Genomic DNA, 18,302 nt, shown 5'->3' on the forward strand with positions numbered 1-18,302 from the left:
GCCGAGGAGGTTCTCTTGACATCGCAAGGCGAATCGGCGGTCCTGGTCCTGGCGGCCGGGGCGGGAACCCGGATGCGCTCGGACACTCCGAAGGTGCTGCACCCGGTTGCCGGCCGCAGCATGCTGGCGCATTCGCTGCACTCGATCGCCAAGATGGCGCCGCAGCACCTGGTCGTGGTGCTGGGCGAGAACCGGGAACGCATCGAACCGGTTGTTGGCGAACTGTCCGCCACATTAGGGCGCCCCATCGAGGTGGCGATGCAGGAACAGCAGCTCGGCACCGGTCACGCGGTGCTGTGCGGCCTGTCGGCGCTGCCCGATGATTTCGCCGGCGTCGTGGTCGTCACCTCCGGCGACATCCCCCTGCTCGACGCCGATACGCTGGCCGATCTGGTCGCAGTGCACAGCTCTCGAGGCGCGGCCGTCACCGTGCTGACCACGACGCTGAGCGATCCGACCGGCTACGGCCGCACGCTGCGTACTCAGGATCACGAGGTGATCGCGATCGTCGAGCAGGCCGATGCGACACCGTCTCAGCAGGAAATCCGTGAAGTCAACGCCGGTGTGTACGCCTTCGACATCGCGGCGCTCCGGTCGGCGCTGAGCCGGCTGTCGGTCGACAACGCCCAACAAGAGCTTTACCTCACCGACGTCGTTTCGATCGTCCGGCAGGACGGGCTTGTGGTACAGGCCCGGCATGTCGACGACAGCGCGCTGGTGGCCGGCGTCAACAACCGGGTCCAGCTGGCCGAGTTGGGCGCCGAACTCAACCGCCGCATCGTCGCCGCCCACCAGCTGGCCGGGGTGACCATCGTCGATCCCGCCACCACCTGGATCGACGTTGACGTGACGATCGGCCGCGACACCGTCATCCAGCCCGGAACTCAGCTGCTCGGCGGCACCCGGATCGGGGGCCGTTGCACCATCGGCCCGGACACCACACTGACCGACGTCGCCGTCGGTGACGGCGCGTCGGTGGTCCGCGCCCACGGCATGTCCGCGTCGATCGGCGACGGCGCCACAGTCGGCCCGTTCACCTACCTGCGGCCCGGCACCGTGCTGGGCGCCGACGGCAAGCTGGGCGCATTCGTCGAGACCAAGAACTCCACGATCGGCACCGGCACCAAAGTGCCGCACCTGACCTATGTGGGCGACGCCGACATCGGCGAGCACAGCAACATCGGCGCCTCCAGCGTCTTCGTCAATTACGACGGCATGTCCAAGCAACGCACTACCGTCGGCTCGCATGTCCGAACCGGCTCAGACACCATGTTCGTCGCCCCGGTCAGCGTCGGCGACGGCGCCTACACTGGAGCGGGCACGGTGGTACGGGAGGATGTTCCGCCGGGTGCGTTGGCGGTTTCCGGCGGCCGGCAACGCAATATCGAAGGCTGGGTTCAGCGCAAGCGGCCGGGCAGTGCCGCCGCAGAGGCGGCCGACAAGGCCAAGCAACTCGAGGCCGACGAGACGCCGTGAACCCACTGCGTCGCAACTCGGCAACCCATCGAAGCGCTTCGCTTACGATGGGTCATCCAATTCGATCCCGAACGGCGAGGGCGGCACGGTGAGCCACGACTGGACCGATAATCGCAAAAACCTGATGCTCTTCTCCGGCCGCGGGCATCCGGAGTTGGCCGAGCAGGTCGCCAAAGAACTCGACGTCCACGTCACCGCGCAGACCGCGCGCGAGTTCGCCAACGGCGAGATCTTCGTGCGCTTCCACGAGTCGGTGCGTGGCTGCGATGCCTTCGTCCTGCAATCGGCCCCGGCGCCGGTGAACAACTGGCTGATGGAACAGCTGATCATGATCGACGCGCTCAAGCGGGGCAGCGCCAAGCGGATCACCGCCGTCATGCCGTTCTATCCCTACGCCCGCCAAGACAAGAAGCACCGCGGCCGCGAACCGATCTCGGCGCGGTTGGTCGCCGACCTGCTCAAGACGGCCGGAGCCGACCGGATCGTGGCCGTCGACCTGCACACCGACCAGATCCAGGGCTTCTTCGACGGGCCTGTGGACCACATGCGCGGGCAGAACCTGCTGACCGGCTACATCAGGGACAACTACCCCGACGGCAACATGGTGGTGGTCTCCCCCGATTCCGGCCGGGTGCGCATCGCCGAGAAATGGGCCGACGCGCTGGGCGGCGTTCCGCTGGCGTTCATCCACAAAACCCGCGATCCGCGGGTGCCAAACCAGGTGGTCTCCAACCGTGTCGTCGGTGAGGTCGAAGGGCGCACCTGTGTGCTGATCGACGACATGATCGACACCGGTGGCACCATCGCCGGCGCGGTCAAACTGCTGCGCGACGATGGGGCTGGTGACGTGATCGTCGCCGCTACCCATGGCGTACTGTCCCACCCGGCGTCCGAACGGCTCGCGGCATGCGGCGCCCGCGAAGTGATCGTCACCAACACGCTGCCGATCGGCGAGGAAAAGCGGTTCCCGCAACTCACGGTTTTGTCGATCGCGCCGCTGCTGGCCAGCACGATCCGAGCGGTATTCGAAAACGGTTCGGTCACAGGACTATTCGACGGGGACGCCTAGATGGCCTCTGGTCGAAGCGGCGCCGTCATCTACCACAACCCCAAGTGCACGACCTCGCGCAAGACATTGGACTTGCTGCGCGACAGCGGTGTTGAGCCCAAAATCGTGCAGTACCTGAAGACACCGCCGTCCCGTGACGAACTGGTGGCCATGATCCGCGACGCCGGGATCGATGTGCGCAGCGCGGTCCGTAAACGCGAGTCGCTTTACCCCGAACTCGGCCTGGCCGACACGAGCGACGACCAGTTGCTCGACGCCATGGCCGAACATCCCATCCTCATCGAACGGCCGTTTGTCGTCACACCGAAAGGCACGCGGCTGGCTCGCCCGGTAGACAGGGTTCACGAGATCCTGTGAGGCCCGGGTTGCACAGAGCCGCGGTCGCAGTCCTGGCTCTGACCGTGTTGCCGGTCGGCTGTGGACCGAAAACCCCTGATTACCAGTCGATCTGGACTAGGACTACGACGACGACGCCGACGACGACGGAAGCACCCGTACCGTTTGCGCAGTATCTGAAAGACAGCGGGGTGTCCGGAGAGCCGGTGGCGCCGGACAAGCTGACCGACCTGACCGTGTCGATTCCGACACCACCGGGCTGGGAGAAGGTCGACAAGCCGAACATCGCGCCCACCACGGAGACCATCGCCAAAGCTGGCAAACTTCCCACGGCCATGCTGATGGTGTTCAAACTGGACGGAGATTTCGACGCCGCCGACTTGGTCAAGCATGGCAACGCCGATGCCACGCTCGCGGAAAACTTCAGACTGCTCGACCAGTCCGGCGCCAACTTTCACGGCTTTCCTTCGTCGATGATCGAGGGCAGCTACGACCTCAACGGCCAGCGGTTGCACACCTACAACCGGATCGTCATTCCGACCGGATCAGCGCCCGATCGCCAGCGCTACCTGGTCCAGCTCGCGGTCACCAGCCTCGCCGAACAGGCCGCTCCGGACGCGGCCGACATCCAGGCGATCATCCACGGATTCACCGTCGCAGCGAAGTAAGTAACCGGCCGCGCCTATTAACATTGCCACCGCATTAATGTGTTTGCCATGACCTCGTGGACTGCCGCAGACCTGCCCTCATTCGCCGGACGTACCGTCATCGTCACCGGCGCCAACAGCGGCCTCGGCGCGGTGACGGCCCGCGAGCTGGCCCGCGTCGGTGCCCAAGTCATCCTGGCCGTACGCAACACCGGAAAGGGCGAAGCCGCAGCCCGGGAGATGACCGGAGACGTCGAGGTGCGCCGGCTCGACCTGCAGGATCTGGCCTCGGTGCGGCAGTTCGCCGACGGGGTGGACACCGTCGACGTGCTGATCAACAACGCCGGCGTGATGGCCGTCCCGCATTCGGTGACCGCCGACGGCTTCGAGACCCAGATCGGCACCAACCATCTCGGTCATTTCGCGCTGGCCAACCTGCTGTTGCCCAAACTCACCGACCGGGTGGTGACCGTGTCGTCGTTGATGCATTGGATGGGCTACATCTCGCTTCGGGACCTGAACTGGACGTCGCGGCCGTACTCGGCGTGGGTGGCCTACGGCCAGTCCAAGCTTGCCAACCTGCTGTTCACCAGCGAGCTGCAGCGGCGCCTCGAAACGGCCGGCTCGCCGCTGCGTGCGCTGGCCGCCCACCCGGGTTACTCGCACACCAACCTGCAGGGGCGGACCGGTCGCAAGCTCGGCGACGTGGTGATGTCGGTGGCCACCCGCGCGCTGGCCACCGACGCCGACTTCGGCGCGCGGCAAACGCTGTATGCCGCCTCGCAGGATCTACCCGGCAACAGCTTCATCGGCCCGAGCTTCGGCATGGCCGGACGCAGCCGACCGGTCGGGCGCAGCCCACTGGCCAAACGCGCCAGCACCGGCAGCGCGCTCTGGGAGCTATCCGAACGGCTCACGGAGACTAAATTTCCGCTCTGAGGTGCTGATGCGCTAACCTGACCGGGCGTCACGGCGAGGGTGGCTTACGGCGAACTCCGCACGCCACCGTTATCGACGGGGACCGATTCACCGGTTGTCGCGATCATCGCCGTGCCAGGAAAACTGACACAGGAGCGACACCATGGCTAAATCCGCGACCTCGCCGGTCAATCAGCTGAGCGTCTCGGTACGTACCCAGACGGGCAAAGGCGCGTCCCGGCGGGCCCGGCGTGACGGCAGGATTCCCGCCGTCCTCTACGGTCACGGGGCTGACCCTCAGCACCTCGAGCTGCCCGGACACGACTTCGCCGCGGTGCTGCGGCGCTCCGGCACCAATGCGGTGCTGACCCTCGACATCGACGGCAAAGAGCAGCTGGCGCTGACCAGGGCGCTCGCGATCCATCCGATCCGCCGCACCATCCAGCACGCCGATCTGCTGGTGATTCGTCGCGGCGAGAAGGTGGTCGTCGAGGTCGGCATCGACGTCCAGGGCGAGGCCGCGCCCGACACCCTGGTCACCCAGGAGGCCAACACCGTCGAGATCGAGGCCGAGGCGCTATCCATTCCCGAGGAATTGATCGTGTCGGTCGAAGGAGCCGCGCCGGGCACCCAGATCACCGCCGGGCAGATCGCGCTGCCGCCGGGCGTCACCCTGGTGGACGACCCGGATCTGCTGGTCGTCAACGTCGGCTACGCGCCGACCGCCGAGGAACTCGAGGCCGAGGGTGCCGGCGAAGTAGCCGAGGAGGAGGCACCCGCCGAAGAAGCCGCCGAAGAAGCCGGGGCGGCCGAAGCCGAGTCCGAATAACGCATGGCCGAGCCGCAGCTGGTGGTCGGCCTCGGCAACCCGGGAGCCAACTACGCCCAGACGCGGCACAACCTGGGTTTCATGGTCGCCGACCTGCTCGCTGCACGGCTGGGGTCGAAGTTCAAGGCGCACAAGCGTTCTGGTGCGGAGATCGTCACCGGCCGGCTCGGTGGGCGTTCGGTAGTACTGGCCAAGCCGCGGTGCTATATGAACGAGTCCGGCCGCCAAGTGGGCCCGCTGGCCAAGTTCTATTCGGTGCCGGCAGCTGACGTGGTGGTCATTCACGACGACCTGGACATCGACTTCGGTCAGATCCGGCTGAAGATCGGCGGCGGCGAGGGCGGTCACAACGGGCTGCGCTCGATCGCTTCCGCGTTGGGCACCAAGGACTTTCAACGGGTGCGGATCGGGATCGGCCGACCGCCGGGGCGCAAGGATCCGGCTGCGTTCGTGCTGGAGAACTTCACCGCCCCCGAACGCCCGGAAGTGCCCACGCTTTGCGAGCAGGCGGCCGACGCCACCGAGCTGCTCATCGAACTGGGGCTGGAAACTGCCCAAAACCAGGTCCACGCATGGTAATTCGCGCGAGGAGGCCGCCGCTAGCGGAAGCCTGCTCGCCGGGCTAGGTGACCAGGGTGACGGAGGTGGTCCGACGCAGCTTTCCCGACGGCGTCTTCGGAATCGTCCCGGGACCCAGCACCACGACGTTGCGGGGCCGCACGTCGACCTCGCTCACGACCTCGTGGGCAACCTGATGCTCGATGCGACGCACTTCGGCGGGATCGTGGTACGCGTTGGACTCGACCGCGACGGCGAAGGTCTCCCGGGCATGCCCGGCATCAAGCCGCACGGCCACTGCGCAACCCGGGCGGACGCCAACGACCCGGCATGCGGCCCTCTCGATGTCCGTTGGGTAGATATTGCGGCCGGCCATGATGATGACGTCCTTGACCCGACCACAGACGACAACGTGGCCGTTCTCCATCTGGTAGCCGAGGTCGCCGGTGTCATACCAGCCGTTCTCGTCCTGCGCCGGGATGAAGCCACCCATCGTGGTGTAACCCGGGGTCACCGGTTCACCACGCAACTCGATTACGCCAACACCGCGGGTCGGTAGCACGCCGCCGTCTTCGTCGACGATGCGCGCCTCGATGCCTTGCAGCAACGGCCCCAGTGATGCCAACCGACGAGTGTTGCCCTTGGTGGCCGGCACCGCACGGCGCAGCGCTGCCAGCAGATCGGCGTCCACCTCGTCAACCACCAGCCCGTCGCCGAGTTCGGAGAACGACACCGCCAGGGTCGTCTCGGCCATGCCGTAGGCGGGCATCACCGCCTCGGGCCGCAGCCCGAACGGCCTGCCGGCGTCGATCAGATCCTCGACGTCGGCGGGGTCCACCGGCTCGGCACCCGACAGCGCAAAGCGCAGCGTCGATAGGTCGAACTGACCAGGGGTGGCCTGCTTGCGCAGCCGCTTGGCTAACAGCGCGTAGGCGAAGTTGGGGGCGGCCGTCATGGTGCCCCCATATTTGTCGATCAGCTTGGCCCACAGCAGCGTGTCGCGCAGGAAGTCCATCGGGGTGACCTTGACCAGCTCGACACCGAAGTACATGGGCACAGTCAGAAAGCCGACCATGCCCATGTCGTGGAAGCACGGCAGCCAACTGAGCATCACGTCGTTGCCGCTGGGATCCATCTTGGCGCCGATGAACATCGCCTCCGCGTTGGAGTAGATGTTGCGATGCGTGATGTGCACCGCCTTCGGTGAACCGGTGGAACCGGATGTCAGCTGCATCAACGCCAGGTCGTCCTCATCGGTGTCGATGGGGTCGATCGGGTCGTACGCCAGCAGTTGCTCGATAGTCAGCACTTTGAGACCACGTTCCTCGAGCACCGGCGCGGCCGCCATGAACGGGTCGGAAACGATCACCGCCTTGGCCTCGATCATGTCGACAACGGTGGTGGTGTCCTTTGCCCATAGCTCGAGTTCGGTGCGCGGTGTGGGCTGATGCAGCATGGTCAGGCTGGCGCCGCGCATCCACAGTCCCTGAGCCGTCGGCGCGATTTTCACCGGCGCTCCAGCCAGGACACCTACCCCGTCACCGTGGCCGATGCCGGCCGCCGCCAGGCCTCCGGCCACTCGGCGGGCACGCTCATGCACCTCCAGCCAGGTGTGCCGAACCGGCTGGTGCGGTTCGCCGGTGACCATGCCCTTGGTGCTCTCGTGAGCGTTGCGGAACATGTTCTCGGTAAACCTGCTCACGGTAGCCTCCTCGGTTCCGGCGCCAACGCCCAGCGTCTAATGCTGCCCCTGCTCAACCACACTTTGATGCACCCGCACGCCCACAATTGGGCAGCGATTCCGTCTCGAATTGGTGATGAAGCGGTCACCTCACGCGACGTTGCGGTCGCGGCGAGGACACGGCGGCCGGTGCGGTTCACGCAATGCCCGCCGGCATGGTCGGCGAGCGGAAGAACCAGGCGCATTTCTTGACCGGTTATTGTCACCGCCGAACATCTTAAACTCCTCTTAAGTAACTGCCAAACTCACCGGTGGAATCGGGTCTGTGTCACGCGCCAGTGACAGGTGCCGGCACCACGCGGGCGCCGTGCACCGGCCCGCTGGCAACGCGCACAGTACGGCAGACACCGGCCCCGGAAAGCTCGGTCCCAACGTCCACCGCAGAGGGTGCCGACCGGCACAGGAACGTACATGTCGGTCCGGAACCCGACACGATGCCCGCCAGCGCGCCCGCCTCGACGCCGGCACGCAAGACGCGGCGCAGGGCAGGATGCTTGCTCAGCGCGGCCGCCTGCAGTTCGTTGCCCAGCAGCGGCGCCAGCTGCTCCGGGTCACCGGCCGCCAGCGCCGCCAGGACCGGACCGGGTTCGTCGAGCCTTGGTGGCGTCCCGACTTCTCTGAGCCGGTCCAGCTCGGCGAACACCGCACCGGTGGATAACCCGCCCTCGGCGAATGCCAGCACCCAGTGGAAGGTGTTGCGGGCCAGCACCGTGGCCAGCTCCTCGCCGCGACCGGTGCCCAGTGCGGTGCCCCCGTGCAGTGCGAATGGGACATCGCTGCCCAGCTTCGCGGCGAGCAGGTGCAGATCGCGGCGTGGCACCCCGAGTTCCCAGAGCTCGTTGATCGCGACCAGCACGGCCGCCGCGTCTGCACTGCCGCCGCCCATCCCGCCGGCCACCGGGATGGATTTGTCGATAGCGATCGAGACGTCGGGCGCCCGGCCCACGTGGTCGGCCATCAGTTCGGCGGCCTGCCACGCCAGGTTGCGCTCGTCGAGGGGTAACTGGTCGGCGCCCTCGCCGCTGACCTCGAGCGAGAGCACGTCGGCGTTGCGGACCGTGATCTCGTCGACCAAGGAGACCGCGTGGAACACAGTCGTCAGGTCGTGATAGCCGTTATCGCGCCGGTCGCCGACGGCCAGATAAATGTTGATTTTGCCGGGTGCCCGAACGGTAACCGACCCAGTGGGCACCCACTGAGCAGCGGTGTTCGGGTCCATTGGCATCGCACGCGACTTTATCGCCCACGACCGGCAAACCCCTACCCGTGGCCGTCAGCTGGCCGAGGCGTGCCGGTGCTTCATGTCCGCGGCGTTGTCGCCGCCGGCTTCCCCCGAGCGCTGATACAGCCGCACGAATTCGTCGATGGTCAGCGTCTCGCCCCGGCGCGCCGGGTCGATACTGGCGGCCAGCAATCGGCTCGCCGATTCGTTGCCCGAACCCGCCCACTCCACGAATGCATTGCGAGATGTCTTGCGCCGCTGGGCAAATGCGATATCGACAAGTTTGAACACGTTTTGCCGGAAGGCCTTGTCGGCCGGCCACGGCGGGTTTGGATGCCGGTCGATGCGCACCAGCCCGGAGTAGACGCGCGGAATGGGCCAGAAGACGGTCGGCGACACCATCCCGTGGCGCTGGACTTGTCCGTAGAAGCGGACCTTGACGCTGGGGACGCCGTACTCCTTGCCACCCGGTTCGGCCGCGAGCCGTTCGGCGACCTCGGCCTGCACCATCACCATCACGGTGCGCAGCGACGGGAATTCGGCGAGCAGGTGCAGCAGCGCCGGAACGGCGACGTTGTAGGGCAGATTCGCCACCACCGCTGTCGGCTCGGTTGCGAGATCGGCGGGCCCGATGGACAGCACGTCGCGGTTCAGCACCGTCAGCCGGTGGATCTCACTGTGCGAATGCTCGCCGACGGTCTTCAGCAGCCGACCGGCCAGCACCGGGTCGATCTCGACGGCGCTGACCGTGGCCCCGCGGTCCAGCAGCGCCAGGGTGAGCGATCCCAGACCGGGGCCGACCTCAAGGACGTGATCGTGCCGGTTGACTCCGGAGGACGACACCACGCGGCGCACGGTGTTGGCATCGTGAACGAAGTTCTGTCCCAACGATTTGCGGGGCCGGAATTCGAGTTCTTTGGCCAGCCTGCGGATCTCGGTGCGTCCGAGCAACCGGATGGTCAGCGCGCACCCGCTCTTCCGCTGCACACCGGCCACGCTCCCCAACCCTGGCGAGCCCGCGTCACCTCCGCGACGGCGATCTGCTCTTCCCGGCTCGCCAGGTCGGCGCGCGGGGCGAACCGCAAACCACCGTTGCGCTCCCAGGTGTTCTGGTCGAATTGCACGCCGCCGTAGTAGCCGTTTCCGGTGTTGATCGCCCAGTTTCCGCCGGCCTCGCAGCGCGAAATGGCGTCCCAGATGTCGCCGTTGGAAACCTGCGGGACGTCGGTGCCCGGTTTGGTTCCGACCCGCACCACCGCCTCACGGGCGGGCGTGATGACGTGACTGGCAACCGGCAGACGGCCGGTTTCCACACCGTTGACCTTGGACACCGCGAAGGTCACGTCCTGGGTACCCGGGGTGCCCGGGTCTTGGACGACCTCGCGGTCCATGTTCATCTCCCGGTCCTCGATCCGGCGCTTGGGCGGAACCAGCGGCACCCGCTCGGTGATTTTCTCGACCCGGTAACGCGTCACCTGGATGTGCATACCATCGATCACCGGCGCCGCCGCGCCGGGAGTGACCTGGTCACTTTGCAATAGCGGCGCCCCGATGCCGGCCAGCAGATCCCCAACCCTGGCCGCGGCCAGGTGCACGTTGCGCACCGCACCGCCGTCGTTGAGTTCCACCGTCTTGGCGCTGACGACCGGCAGAGCCATGCCGGCCAGCGGGACCCGGCTGCCTCGCGAGGCCGCGGCCGGAGCCGTGTCGGTCATCGCGAGCTGGGCCAGCGCCTCGTCGACCGTGGACGCGGTCGTCCACACCTGCTTGGCATTCTGGCCGTCCAGCGAGATCTGCAACGGTCGGCTGCGCCGCAACACAATGTTCTCAGCGTTGCGGGCTCGCTCACCGGCGGCGGGATACAGGTCGTCACGCTCGCTGACGTTGAACCCGTTCTCCCTGATGATGTCGATCACCCGCGACTTCATGGTCGTTACGGTCATCGCGGTTCCGTCGACGCTCAGCGTCACCGTCTTGTAGTCGGCGACCGCATAGGCGCCGGCGAAGGCCAAGACCAGCAGCAGACCCGCGACCAGGAGCCGCAGAGCCGGTGAGGGAGCCTGATGGAGTTTCGTAAGTACGTTCACCACGCGTGTATCCCCGACCTCAACAACAACTTCAGCAACAGTTTCGTCAACAAAGCAAAAGGCCCACCTGGGGCCTCACCGTTCGATCACAAGACGGTAACGAACCGGCCTAGATAGAGCAACTCCAGCTGCAACCGCCTTAACGGACTCTTAACCGCGTGCGGCTAATCGGTAGGCCCGACGGGCATTGCCGGTGGTGGTCTCGGCCAGTTCGTCGGCCGGCCGATCGACGAGCTCGGCCAGCGCCCGAACAGTGTAGGGCAGGCAGTACGGCTCGTTCGGCGCACCCCGGTGCGGATGAGGCGTCAAAAATGGTGCGTCAGTCTCCACCAACAGCTGCGCCGCGGGGATCAGCGGGACGGCTTCCCGCAGCTCACGGGCGTTACGGAAACTCACCGTGCCGGACAGGCTGACCAGCCATCCGGCGTCCACGCAGGCGCGCGCCAGGTAATGGCCCGAGGAGAAGCAGTGAAAGATCACCGTGTCCGGCGCGCCCTCGGCACGCAGCACGTCGAGCACCTCGGCGTCGGCCTCCCGGTTGTGAATCATCAACGGTTTGCCGATCCGCTTGGCGAGGTCGATATGCCATGCGAAGGCCTCCCGCTGCACCGCCGGCTCCGCGCAGCCCTCCAGCCGGCTCGGCCAGTACAGATCCATGCCGGTCTCGCCGACCGCCACCACCCGCGGGTGGGCAGCTAATCGCTCGATCTCGGCGCGGGCCGCATCGGTGAGCGCAGCCGCACGGGTCGGGTGCAGCGCCACCGCGGCGTAGACCCGCGGATCCCACTCGGCGGCACGTGTCACCCAGCGCGCCGAGGCCAGGTCGTCGGCGATGGTGACCACCGCGACCACGCCGACCGCCGCGGCGCGGTCGACGATGGCGCGCACGTCGGCGCCGTCATCAGCGCCGCACGCGTCTAGGTGGGTGTGCGCGTCGATCAGCGGGCTCAACGGCTCGGGTGCCGGCGGCGGGTGGCGTTTGGACCCCACCCGCACACAATAGGGTGGGACACGATGACGCCCTACTACATCACCACAGCGATCACGTACCCGAACAGTGACCCGCACATCGGGCACGCTTACGAGTACATCGCGACGGATGCCATCGCCCGCTTCAAGCGGCTCGATGGCTTCGACGTGCGCTTCCTGACCGGAACCGATGAGCACGGTCTGAAAATGGCGCAAGCGGCTGCCGCTGAAGGAATTTCGCCCCGAGAGCTTGCCAAGCGCAACTCCGATATGTTTCAGCGGCTGCAAGAGAAGCTCAATATCTCCTTCGACCGATTCATCCGAACCACCGATGCCGATCACCACGAGGCATCGAAGGCCATCTGGCAGCGGATGGCCGATGCCGGCGACATTTATCTGGACAACTACGCCGGCTGGTACTCGGTGCGCGACGAGCGCTACTTCACCGAGGACGAAACGGCTCTCGACGCCACCGGTACTCGCATCGCCGTGGAAACCGGCACCCCGGTCACCTGGACCGAAGAGCAGACCTACTTCTTCCGGCTGTCGGCCTACGGCGACAAGCTGCTGGCTCATTACGAGGCCAACCCGGACTTCATCGGACCCCAGGTGCGGCGCAACGAAGTGGTCAGCTTCGTCTCCGGCGGGTTGAACGACCTGTCGATCTCGCGCACGTCGTTCGACTGGGGCGTAAAGGTGCCCGAGCATCAGGAACACGTCATGTACGTCTGGGTCGACGCGTTGACCAACTATTTGACCGGTGTCGGCTACCCGGACACCGACTCCGAGTTGTTTCGCCGCTATTGGCCGGCCGACGTCCACATGATCGGCAAGGACATCATCCGATTCCACGCCGTCTACTGGCCGGCATTTCTGATGTCTGCCGGAATCGACCTTCCGAGAAGGGTTTTCGCGCATGGCTTCGTGCTCAACAGCGGCGAGAAGATGAGCAAATCGGTGGGCAACGTCATCGATCCCGACGCTCTGATCGACGAGTTCGGCGTCGACCAGGTGCGTTACTTCTTCCTGCGCGAAGTGCCCTTCGGGCAAGACGGCAGCTACAGCGAAGAGGCGATCATCGCCCGGACCAACGCCGACCTGGCCAATGAATTGGGCAACCTGGCCCAAAGATCGCTGTCGATGGTGGCCAAGAACCTCGACGGGATCGTCCCGACGCCGGGGGATTTCACCGCCGACGACACCGAACTGCTGGCCGCAGCCGATGGCTTGCTCGATCGGGTACGCGCCGAGTTCGACTCCCAAGCAATGCATTTGGCGCTGGAAGCAATTTGGCTGATGCTCGGCGCGGCGAATAGGTACTTCTCGGCGCAGCAGCCGTGGGTGTTGCGCAAGAGCGAATCCGAGACAGACCGGGCTCGTTTCGCCACCGTGCTCTACACCACGTGCGAGGTGGTGCGAATTGCGGCGCTGTTGATTCAGCCGGTGATGCCCGAGTCGGCGGGCAAGTTGTTGGACCTGCTCGGCCAGCCGAAAGATCAGCGGACATTTGCCGCGGTCGGTACACGCTTGACACCCGGGACGGCGCTGCCGCCGCCCACCGCGGTTTTCCCGCGCTACCAACGGGACTGAGTCGAGTGATCTGGTTGGTCACAAGCCAGCCAGGCGAACATGGACGGTCACGCGCCCGTTGTCGTCTCGGTGAGCTACGGCATGTCCGGCGCGCTCGGCTCCGTCCAGCGTCAGCGACATTGGCGCGCCATCGCCGACAAAGTTGCGCCACCACGTCTTGGCATCAGGCAAGTTTGGGGTGATGTCAACCTCGTCACCGCGGCGGCGGTACGCCACCGGAATGCTGAACGTCCGTCCCGAACGCCGCCCTGTGTAGGTGACCATCGTGATACTGCGCCGAAGTCTCGCCCCGAGGCGCGGCGACTTCGCTATCGCCGCGACCGGCGCGTTGAAAAGCGGAGCCGCGCGCATGATTAATCGCTTGTAATTGACCATTTTTCTTTTGCTCCTTCGGTTAGTCGGTTCCACAGTTCAGACCAGCAGCGTCAAGCACAATGCCGCAACCGCCAGACCCTGCAGCGTGGCCCTGGTTGTGATCACTTTGTCCCAGTTACGTTGCAGCGCACGGGCGTCCGTCGGCGAATCGGGATGATCGGCTCCGGCGGTGAGTTGCTGGTTGATCGGCTTGCTCACCCGCAGGTAGAGCACCAGCCAAATCAGCAGCAGGCCAAGGGCGACACCGGCCGCGCCGGCTTGCAGCCAGCGACCGGACGCTGCGGCGAATGCCACACTGATCGCCGCGGCCACCATGCCGAGCCCCCCGGGTACCGGCATCCGCCGGTCGCCGTAGCGATGGATGTTGCCCATCACCGCGAGCAGGGCCCGGTCGTCGATCCGGGCCAGCACGGGCCGTTGCACCATCGCACAGAACACGTCGGTGCCGTAGACGACCCCGGTGCCCAACACCGCGATCAGGGCGAACCAGCCAGCAGGTTGCGTCATCGCGCTCTCCTCTTCTGAAGTAGGTGTTAGCAACGCTAACCCTCGGCATCGATTTGGTCAATAGCGCAGCTAGTTTTTATATCGGCGCTAACATAGCGTCATGGCCATCGAAGACCGTCGGGCCCGGGAGCGGGCCGCGCGACGCCAGCTCATCACCACCACGGCACGCAAACTGGCCGAGCAAGAGGGTTGGGACGCCGTCACCACCCGCCGGCTTTCCACCGAGATCGAGTACAGCCAGCCGGTGTTGTACAAGCACTTCTCGAGCATGGAAGCCGTCGTGGCATCCGTCGCCGTGCAGGGATTCAGCGAGCTCGGCGACGCGCTCTCCGCGGCACGCAGCGGTGCCATCGACGGCCGCGATGCGCTGGCCCGGGTCGCCCACGCGTTCATCCGGTTCGCCCACGACAATCCCGCCCTGTTCGACGCGATGTTCACCCGCGCCACGACGCTGCAGTTCGCCGCCGCGGACACCCCGGCCGAGTTGAACGCGGCTTTCGCCGAACTGCGCGGGGCGGTCGGCATGGTCGCAGATACGCGGGACGCCGACACGCTGACCGAAGTGCTATGGGCGGCGCTGCACGGCCTGGTCACCCTCGACCGTGCCGGCCGGTTACGTCCGGAATATCGGGCCGCGCGGGTCGATCTGCTGGTCAGCGAATTTTCCGGGTAGCCGGCTGGATTCTGCGGCTCGCTTCGTTGAGCACGTCGCGCACGGTTCGGACATGTTTGGCCTCGACTGCCGCCCATACACCGCGCGCGATGAGGTTGTCGTGTTGTACGAAGGTGGCGAACAGCAGCGCGTCGGGTTCGCACTTGACCAGCAACTCGCCCGGCATGCCGATGCGCGAGTCGGCACCGAGCAGGACATAGTCGGGCGCGCTGTCCCGCACATGCCAACCCAGCACGGACCGACCGGACCGAGACTTGTCGAGTTTCAGCCCGAGCGCCAACCACCCCGAGACCAGCCCAACTCGGACATCAAACGGCGCGTCCTCGAAGATCGCTCGCGCCCACTGCTCAGCGGTCTGATATGCACCGGGATCGATGTCGACGAGGAATGCGTCCTGGTAGTCGATGCGACCGAGCGTGCTCAGCCCACGCGCACTCCGCGGTACGGCAATCTGGCTCACCCCGTCTGCTTTTGACGTCATCGTGCCTTCATCCATACAGTAGTGTATGGATGAAGCGTGTGCTCTTGTCAAGGCCACGGCGGTCGCGATACTGGGGCGATGCCCGCGGTGACACGGACCCCTCGTAGCAGTTGGATCGATGCGGGCCTAAGGGCTCTGGCCGCCGGCGGCCCCGACGCGGTGCGCGTTGAACTGCTCGCGCAAGAACTCGGCGTCACACGTGGCGGCTTCTACTGGTACTTCGAGGGTCGCCGGGCGTTCCTGGACGAGCTGCTCGACACCTGGGAGCGAAAAAGTACCGACGAGGCAGTCGAGCGGGTCGAACGTGAGGGCCGCGACGCCCGCGAAAAGGTCCGGCGCGCAGGCATGCTCACGTTTTCCCGAGAGCTGCTGCCCATCGACCTCGCGGTTCGCGATTGGGCCCGCCGTGACCGATCGGTCGCCAAGCGACTGCGACGCGTCGATAACCGGCGCATGGAGTACTTGCGCGTGCTGATCGCCAGCTTCTGTGCAGACGCCGACGAGGTCGAGGCCCGCAGCATGTTGGCCTTCTCGCTGGCGATCGGCAACCACTTCGTCGCGGCAGACCACGGCGAGCGCGCCCGCACCGACGTGCTCAACCGAGCAATGGAGCTGATCCTGAACTGAGTCGCAAAGAAAGTGAGCCTGGTCACAGCGGCCGAAACGCTGTCACATCCGCGAGCTGGGCGGTGTCTCAAGGGCAGAACACCCCGTAAGAACAGGAGACAGCAATGACCGACCAGCGCACTCACATCGTCGTGATCGGCGGCGGATACGCCGGGACGCTGGCCGCTAACCACCTGCGGCTGCGCGCGGACGTCGACATCACCATGGTGAATCCACGTCCGGTCTTCGTCGAGCGAATTCGGTTGCATCAGTTGGCGGCCGGCAGCGGCAGCGCGGCCGTCGACTACGGCACGCTGCTCGGCGAGGGCATCCGGCTTATCGTCGACAGCGCCGAGCGGATCAACAGCACCGACCGCACGATCGAGCTGACTTCCGGCGCGGTGTTGGACTACGACTACCTGATCTACGCCGTCGGCAGCACCGGCATAGTGCCCGCTGCGGTACCCGGTGCAGTCGAATTCGCTTACCCGATAGCCGAATTCGAGCATGCCGCACGGCTACGCGGCGCGCTGGACGAGCTCCATCCGGACGCACCCGTCGTCGTGGTCGGCGCCGGATTGACCGGCATCGAAACGGCATCCGAGTTGGCCGGGCAACGCCGCGTGACCTTGGTCTGCGGCGGCGTGCTGGGGCCGTCGCTGAGCCGGGCGGGTCGACGTTCGGTGGCGAAGTGGCTGCGCCGCCTCGGTGTCGACGTACTCGAGACGGCGGTGGTCCGCGAAGTCCGCTCGGACGCCGTCGTGCTCGACGCGTCCTTGTCGGCTGGCGCCGTGCTGCCAAGCGCGTTGACGGTGTGGACGGCGGGTTTCGGCGTCCCGGAGCTGGCCGCGCGTAGCGGGCTGAGCACCGATCCGCTGGGCCGGCTGCTCACCGATGAAACACTGACCAGCGTGGACGACCCGCGCATCGTGGCGGCCGGTGACGCCTCGGCACCGTCCGGCCAGCCGCTGCGGATGAGTTGCCAGGCGGCCGGGCCGTTGGGGGTGCAGGCCGCCAACACCGTGCTGAGCCGCATTGCCGGCACCAAACCGGCGCCGCTGAGTCAGGCGTTCGTCGGACAGTGCATCAGCCTGGGCCGCTCGTATGGCACCCTGCAACTGTCCCGCACCGACGACACCCCGGTGAACGCCGTCCTCGGTGGCCGGGTCACCGCGTCGATCAAGGAAGCCATCTGCAAGGCGACGGTGTGGTCGATTCGCCGTGAGGCCGCCAAACCCGGCTCGTACTTCTGGCTCAAGGGCGGCAAGCGGCCCGAGGAGCTGGCGAGCGATGCGGTCGCGGTGCCGTGACCACCTCCGACGAACATGCCGAGCGGTTCATGCTGCTGCGGCCGTTGCTGTTCACCATCGCCTACGAAATCCTCGGCTCAACAACCGAATCCGATGACGTGCTGCAGGACAGCTATCTGCGCTGGGCGCAGGTAGACCTGGGAGGAGTGCACGACACCAAGTCCTACCTGGCCCGGCTGGTCACCCGTCAGGCGCTCAATACGCGGCGCGCCGGCGCTCGGCGTCGAGAGGACTATGTCGGACCGTGGCTGCCCGAGCCGCTGCTGCTCGAGGAACAGGACCCGTCGGCCGATGTCCTACTGGCCGAATCGGTTTCGATGGCGATGCTGGTGCTGCTGGAGACCTTGGGCCCCGACGAACGTGCGGTATTCGTGCTGCGCGAGGTGTTCGGATTCGATTACGACGAAATCGCCTCCGCTGTGGGGAAATCGGCGGCGGCGGTGCGGCAGGTCGCCCATCGGGCCCGCGAACATGTGCAGGCCCGGCGCAGGCGCTTTACCCCGGTGGACCCAGAGCAAAACGCACGCATCACTGCACAATTCATGGCCGCGGCGGCAACCGGCGACGTGGAAGCCGTTATGGCAATGCTGGCACCCGACGTGGTGTGGACCGCCGACAGCGGCGGTAAAGCCAGCGCGGCGCGCCGACCGGTGGTCGGAGCCGAAAAGGTCGCTCGTGCGGTCGTCGGGCTGGTGGGCCGGGCCGCCCAAATTCCCGATGTTCGTGTGGAAATGGTGATGTGCAACTCCGCCCCGGCCATGCTGGTCTACCGCGCCGACTTTCTGGAGGGCGTGTTCACCATCGAGATCATCGACGGCGTGATCACCAACTTCTACGCGATGCGCAACCCCGACAAGCTGACCAGGCTGACAACCCCAAACGAGATCAGCCGGGGCTGAACTGCCAAG

Annotated in this window: 20 protein-coding genes; 12 read left to right on the plus strand and 8 right to left on the minus strand. The window is 66.2% G+C overall.

The genetic code is table 11. The annotated features are described in order from the left end of the window. Positions 1 to 15 precede the first annotated feature (15 nt). The 7 genes from glmU (at position 16) to pth (ending at position 5,854) form a co-directional block, all read left to right on the plus strand. Positions 16 to 1,476: a bifunctional UDP-N-acetylglucosamine diphosphorylase/glucosamine-1-phosphate N-acetyltransferase GlmU gene (glmU, locus tag VEI45_RS24975; RefSeq protein WP_324857350.1), complete on the plus strand. Its 1,461-nt coding sequence runs from the start codon at positions 16 to 18 to the stop codon at positions 1,474 to 1,476. 88 nt (positions 1,477 to 1,564) lie between these two features. Next, positions 1,565 to 2,545: a ribose-phosphate diphosphokinase gene (locus VEI45_RS24980; protein WP_324857284.1), complete on the plus strand. Its 981-nt coding sequence runs from the start codon at positions 1,565 to 1,567 to the stop codon at positions 2,543 to 2,545. After that, complete coding sequence (arsC, locus tag VEI45_RS24985) at positions 2,546 to 2,902, plus strand: arsenate reductase (glutaredoxin) (RefSeq protein WP_324857286.1); 357 nt, start codon at positions 2,546 to 2,548, stop codon at positions 2,900 to 2,902. Further along, positions 2,899 to 3,549: an LpqN/LpqT family lipoprotein gene (locus tag VEI45_RS24990; protein ID WP_324857287.1), complete on the plus strand. Its 651-nt coding sequence runs from the start codon at positions 2,899 to 2,901 to the stop codon at positions 3,547 to 3,549. The genes arsC and VEI45_RS24990 overlap by 4 nt, the downstream gene beginning before the upstream one ends. 48 nt (positions 3,550 to 3,597) lie before the next feature. After that, complete coding sequence (locus VEI45_RS24995; protein WP_324857289.1) at positions 3,598 to 4,467, plus strand: oxidoreductase; 870 nt, start codon at positions 3,598 to 3,600, stop codon at positions 4,465 to 4,467. Between the two features lie 142 nt (positions 4,468 to 4,609). Next, entirely contained in the window at positions 4,610 to 5,275 is a 666-nt protein-coding gene (locus VEI45_RS25000; protein ID WP_324857292.1) for a 50S ribosomal protein L25/general stress protein Ctc, read from the plus strand. Between the two features lie 3 nt (positions 5,276 to 5,278). Then, positions 5,279 to 5,854: an aminoacyl-tRNA hydrolase gene (pth, locus tag VEI45_RS25005; RefSeq protein WP_324857294.1), complete on the plus strand. Its 576-nt coding sequence runs from the start codon at positions 5,279 to 5,281 to the stop codon at positions 5,852 to 5,854. Positions 5,855 to 5,897: 43 nt separating this feature from the next. Here pth and VEI45_RS25010 read toward each other — a convergent pair whose 3' ends face one another. From VEI45_RS25010 to VEI45_RS25030, 5 genes are all read right to left on the minus strand, one after another. Next, positions 5,898 to 7,535: a fatty acyl-AMP ligase gene (locus VEI45_RS25010; RefSeq protein ID WP_324857296.1), complete on the minus strand. Its 1,638-nt coding sequence runs from the start codon at positions 7,533 to 7,535 to the stop codon at positions 5,898 to 5,900. Between the two features lie 307 nt (positions 7,536 to 7,842). Further along, positions 7,843 to 8,799, minus strand: a complete 957-nt coding sequence (locus VEI45_RS25015) for a 4-(cytidine 5'-diphospho)-2-C-methyl-D-erythritol kinase (protein ID WP_324857298.1) — start codon at positions 8,797 to 8,799, stop codon at positions 7,843 to 7,845. A 48-nt stretch (positions 8,800 to 8,847) separates the two neighbouring features. Next, complete coding sequence (rsmA, locus tag VEI45_RS25020) at positions 8,848 to 9,792, minus strand: 16S rRNA (adenine(1518)-N(6)/adenine(1519)-N(6))-dimethyltransferase RsmA (protein WP_414687587.1); 945 nt, start codon at positions 9,790 to 9,792, stop codon at positions 8,848 to 8,850. Then, the gene (locus VEI45_RS25025) at positions 9,756 to 10,883 is read right to left on the minus strand and encodes a transglycosylase family protein (RefSeq protein ID WP_324857354.1); all 1,128 of its coding nucleotides are present in this window, start codon (positions 10,881 to 10,883) and stop codon (positions 9,756 to 9,758) included. The genes rsmA and VEI45_RS25025 overlap by 37 nt, the downstream gene beginning before the upstream one ends. Positions 10,884 to 11,033: 150 nt before the next feature. Then, positions 11,034 to 11,879: a TatD family hydrolase gene (locus VEI45_RS25030; RefSeq protein WP_324857300.1), complete on the minus strand. Its 846-nt coding sequence runs from the start codon at positions 11,877 to 11,879 to the stop codon at positions 11,034 to 11,036. A gap of 18 nt (positions 11,880 to 11,897) precedes the next feature. Here VEI45_RS25030 and metG point away from each other — a divergent pair, with 18 nt between their 5' ends. Continuing rightward, positions 11,898 to 13,442, plus strand: coding sequence for a methionine--tRNA ligase (gene metG, locus VEI45_RS25035; RefSeq protein ID WP_324857302.1), 1,545 nt, complete (start codon positions 11,898 to 11,900; stop codon positions 13,440 to 13,442). Between the two features lie 18 nt (positions 13,443 to 13,460). On the opposite strand, the gene VEI45_RS25040 is transcribed toward metG, so the two are convergent. Together VEI45_RS25040 and VEI45_RS25045 are read right to left on the minus strand one after the other, a co-directional pair. Further along, positions 13,461 to 13,817 carry a hypothetical protein gene (locus VEI45_RS25040; RefSeq protein WP_324857304.1) on the minus strand — a complete coding sequence of 119 codons (357 nt, stop codon included), beginning with the start codon at positions 13,815 to 13,817 and terminating at the stop codon, positions 13,461 to 13,463. Between the two features lie 36 nt (positions 13,818 to 13,853). Continuing rightward, on the minus strand, positions 13,854 to 14,324 hold the full coding sequence (locus tag VEI45_RS25045) for a DUF1772 domain-containing protein (protein WP_324857306.1): 471 nt from the start codon (positions 14,322 to 14,324) through the stop codon (positions 13,854 to 13,856). A 100-nt stretch (positions 14,325 to 14,424) separates the two neighbouring features. Here VEI45_RS25045 and VEI45_RS25050 point away from each other — a divergent pair, with 100 nt between their 5' ends. Then, positions 14,425 to 14,997, plus strand: a complete 573-nt coding sequence (locus VEI45_RS25050) for a TetR/AcrR family transcriptional regulator (protein WP_324857308.1) — start codon at positions 14,425 to 14,427, stop codon at positions 14,995 to 14,997. On the opposite strand, the gene VEI45_RS25055 is transcribed toward VEI45_RS25050, so the two are convergent. Next, positions 14,978 to 15,478, minus strand: a complete 501-nt coding sequence (locus VEI45_RS25055) for a hypothetical protein (RefSeq protein ID WP_324857310.1) — start codon at positions 15,476 to 15,478, stop codon at positions 14,978 to 14,980. The two genes, VEI45_RS25050 and VEI45_RS25055, sit on opposite strands and share 20 nt — an antisense overlap. 78 nt (positions 15,479 to 15,556) lie before the next feature. On the opposite strand from VEI45_RS25055, the gene VEI45_RS25060 reads away from it, so the two are divergent. From VEI45_RS25060 to VEI45_RS25070, 3 genes are all read left to right on the plus strand, one after another. Further along, positions 15,557 to 16,105 carry a helix-turn-helix domain-containing protein gene (locus tag VEI45_RS25060; protein ID WP_324857312.1) on the plus strand — a complete coding sequence of 183 codons (549 nt, stop codon included), beginning with the start codon at positions 15,557 to 15,559 and terminating at the stop codon, positions 16,103 to 16,105. 104 nt (positions 16,106 to 16,209) lie between these two features. Further along, the gene (locus VEI45_RS25065; protein ID WP_324857314.1) at positions 16,210 to 17,394 is read left to right on the plus strand and encodes an NAD(P)/FAD-dependent oxidoreductase; all 1,185 of its coding nucleotides are present in this window, start codon (positions 16,210 to 16,212) and stop codon (positions 17,392 to 17,394) included. Further along, positions 17,391 to 18,293: an RNA polymerase sigma-70 factor gene (locus VEI45_RS25070; RefSeq protein ID WP_324857316.1), complete on the plus strand. Its 903-nt coding sequence runs from the start codon at positions 17,391 to 17,393 to the stop codon at positions 18,291 to 18,293. Before VEI45_RS25065 ends, VEI45_RS25070 begins: the two co-directional genes overlap by 4 nt. The last annotated feature ends 9 nt before the right edge of the window (positions 18,294 to 18,302 follow it).

This window comes from Mycobacterium sp. (genome assembly GCF_035623875.1).
Lineage (GTDB): Bacteria > Actinomycetota > Actinomycetes > Mycobacteriales > Mycobacteriaceae > Mycobacterium.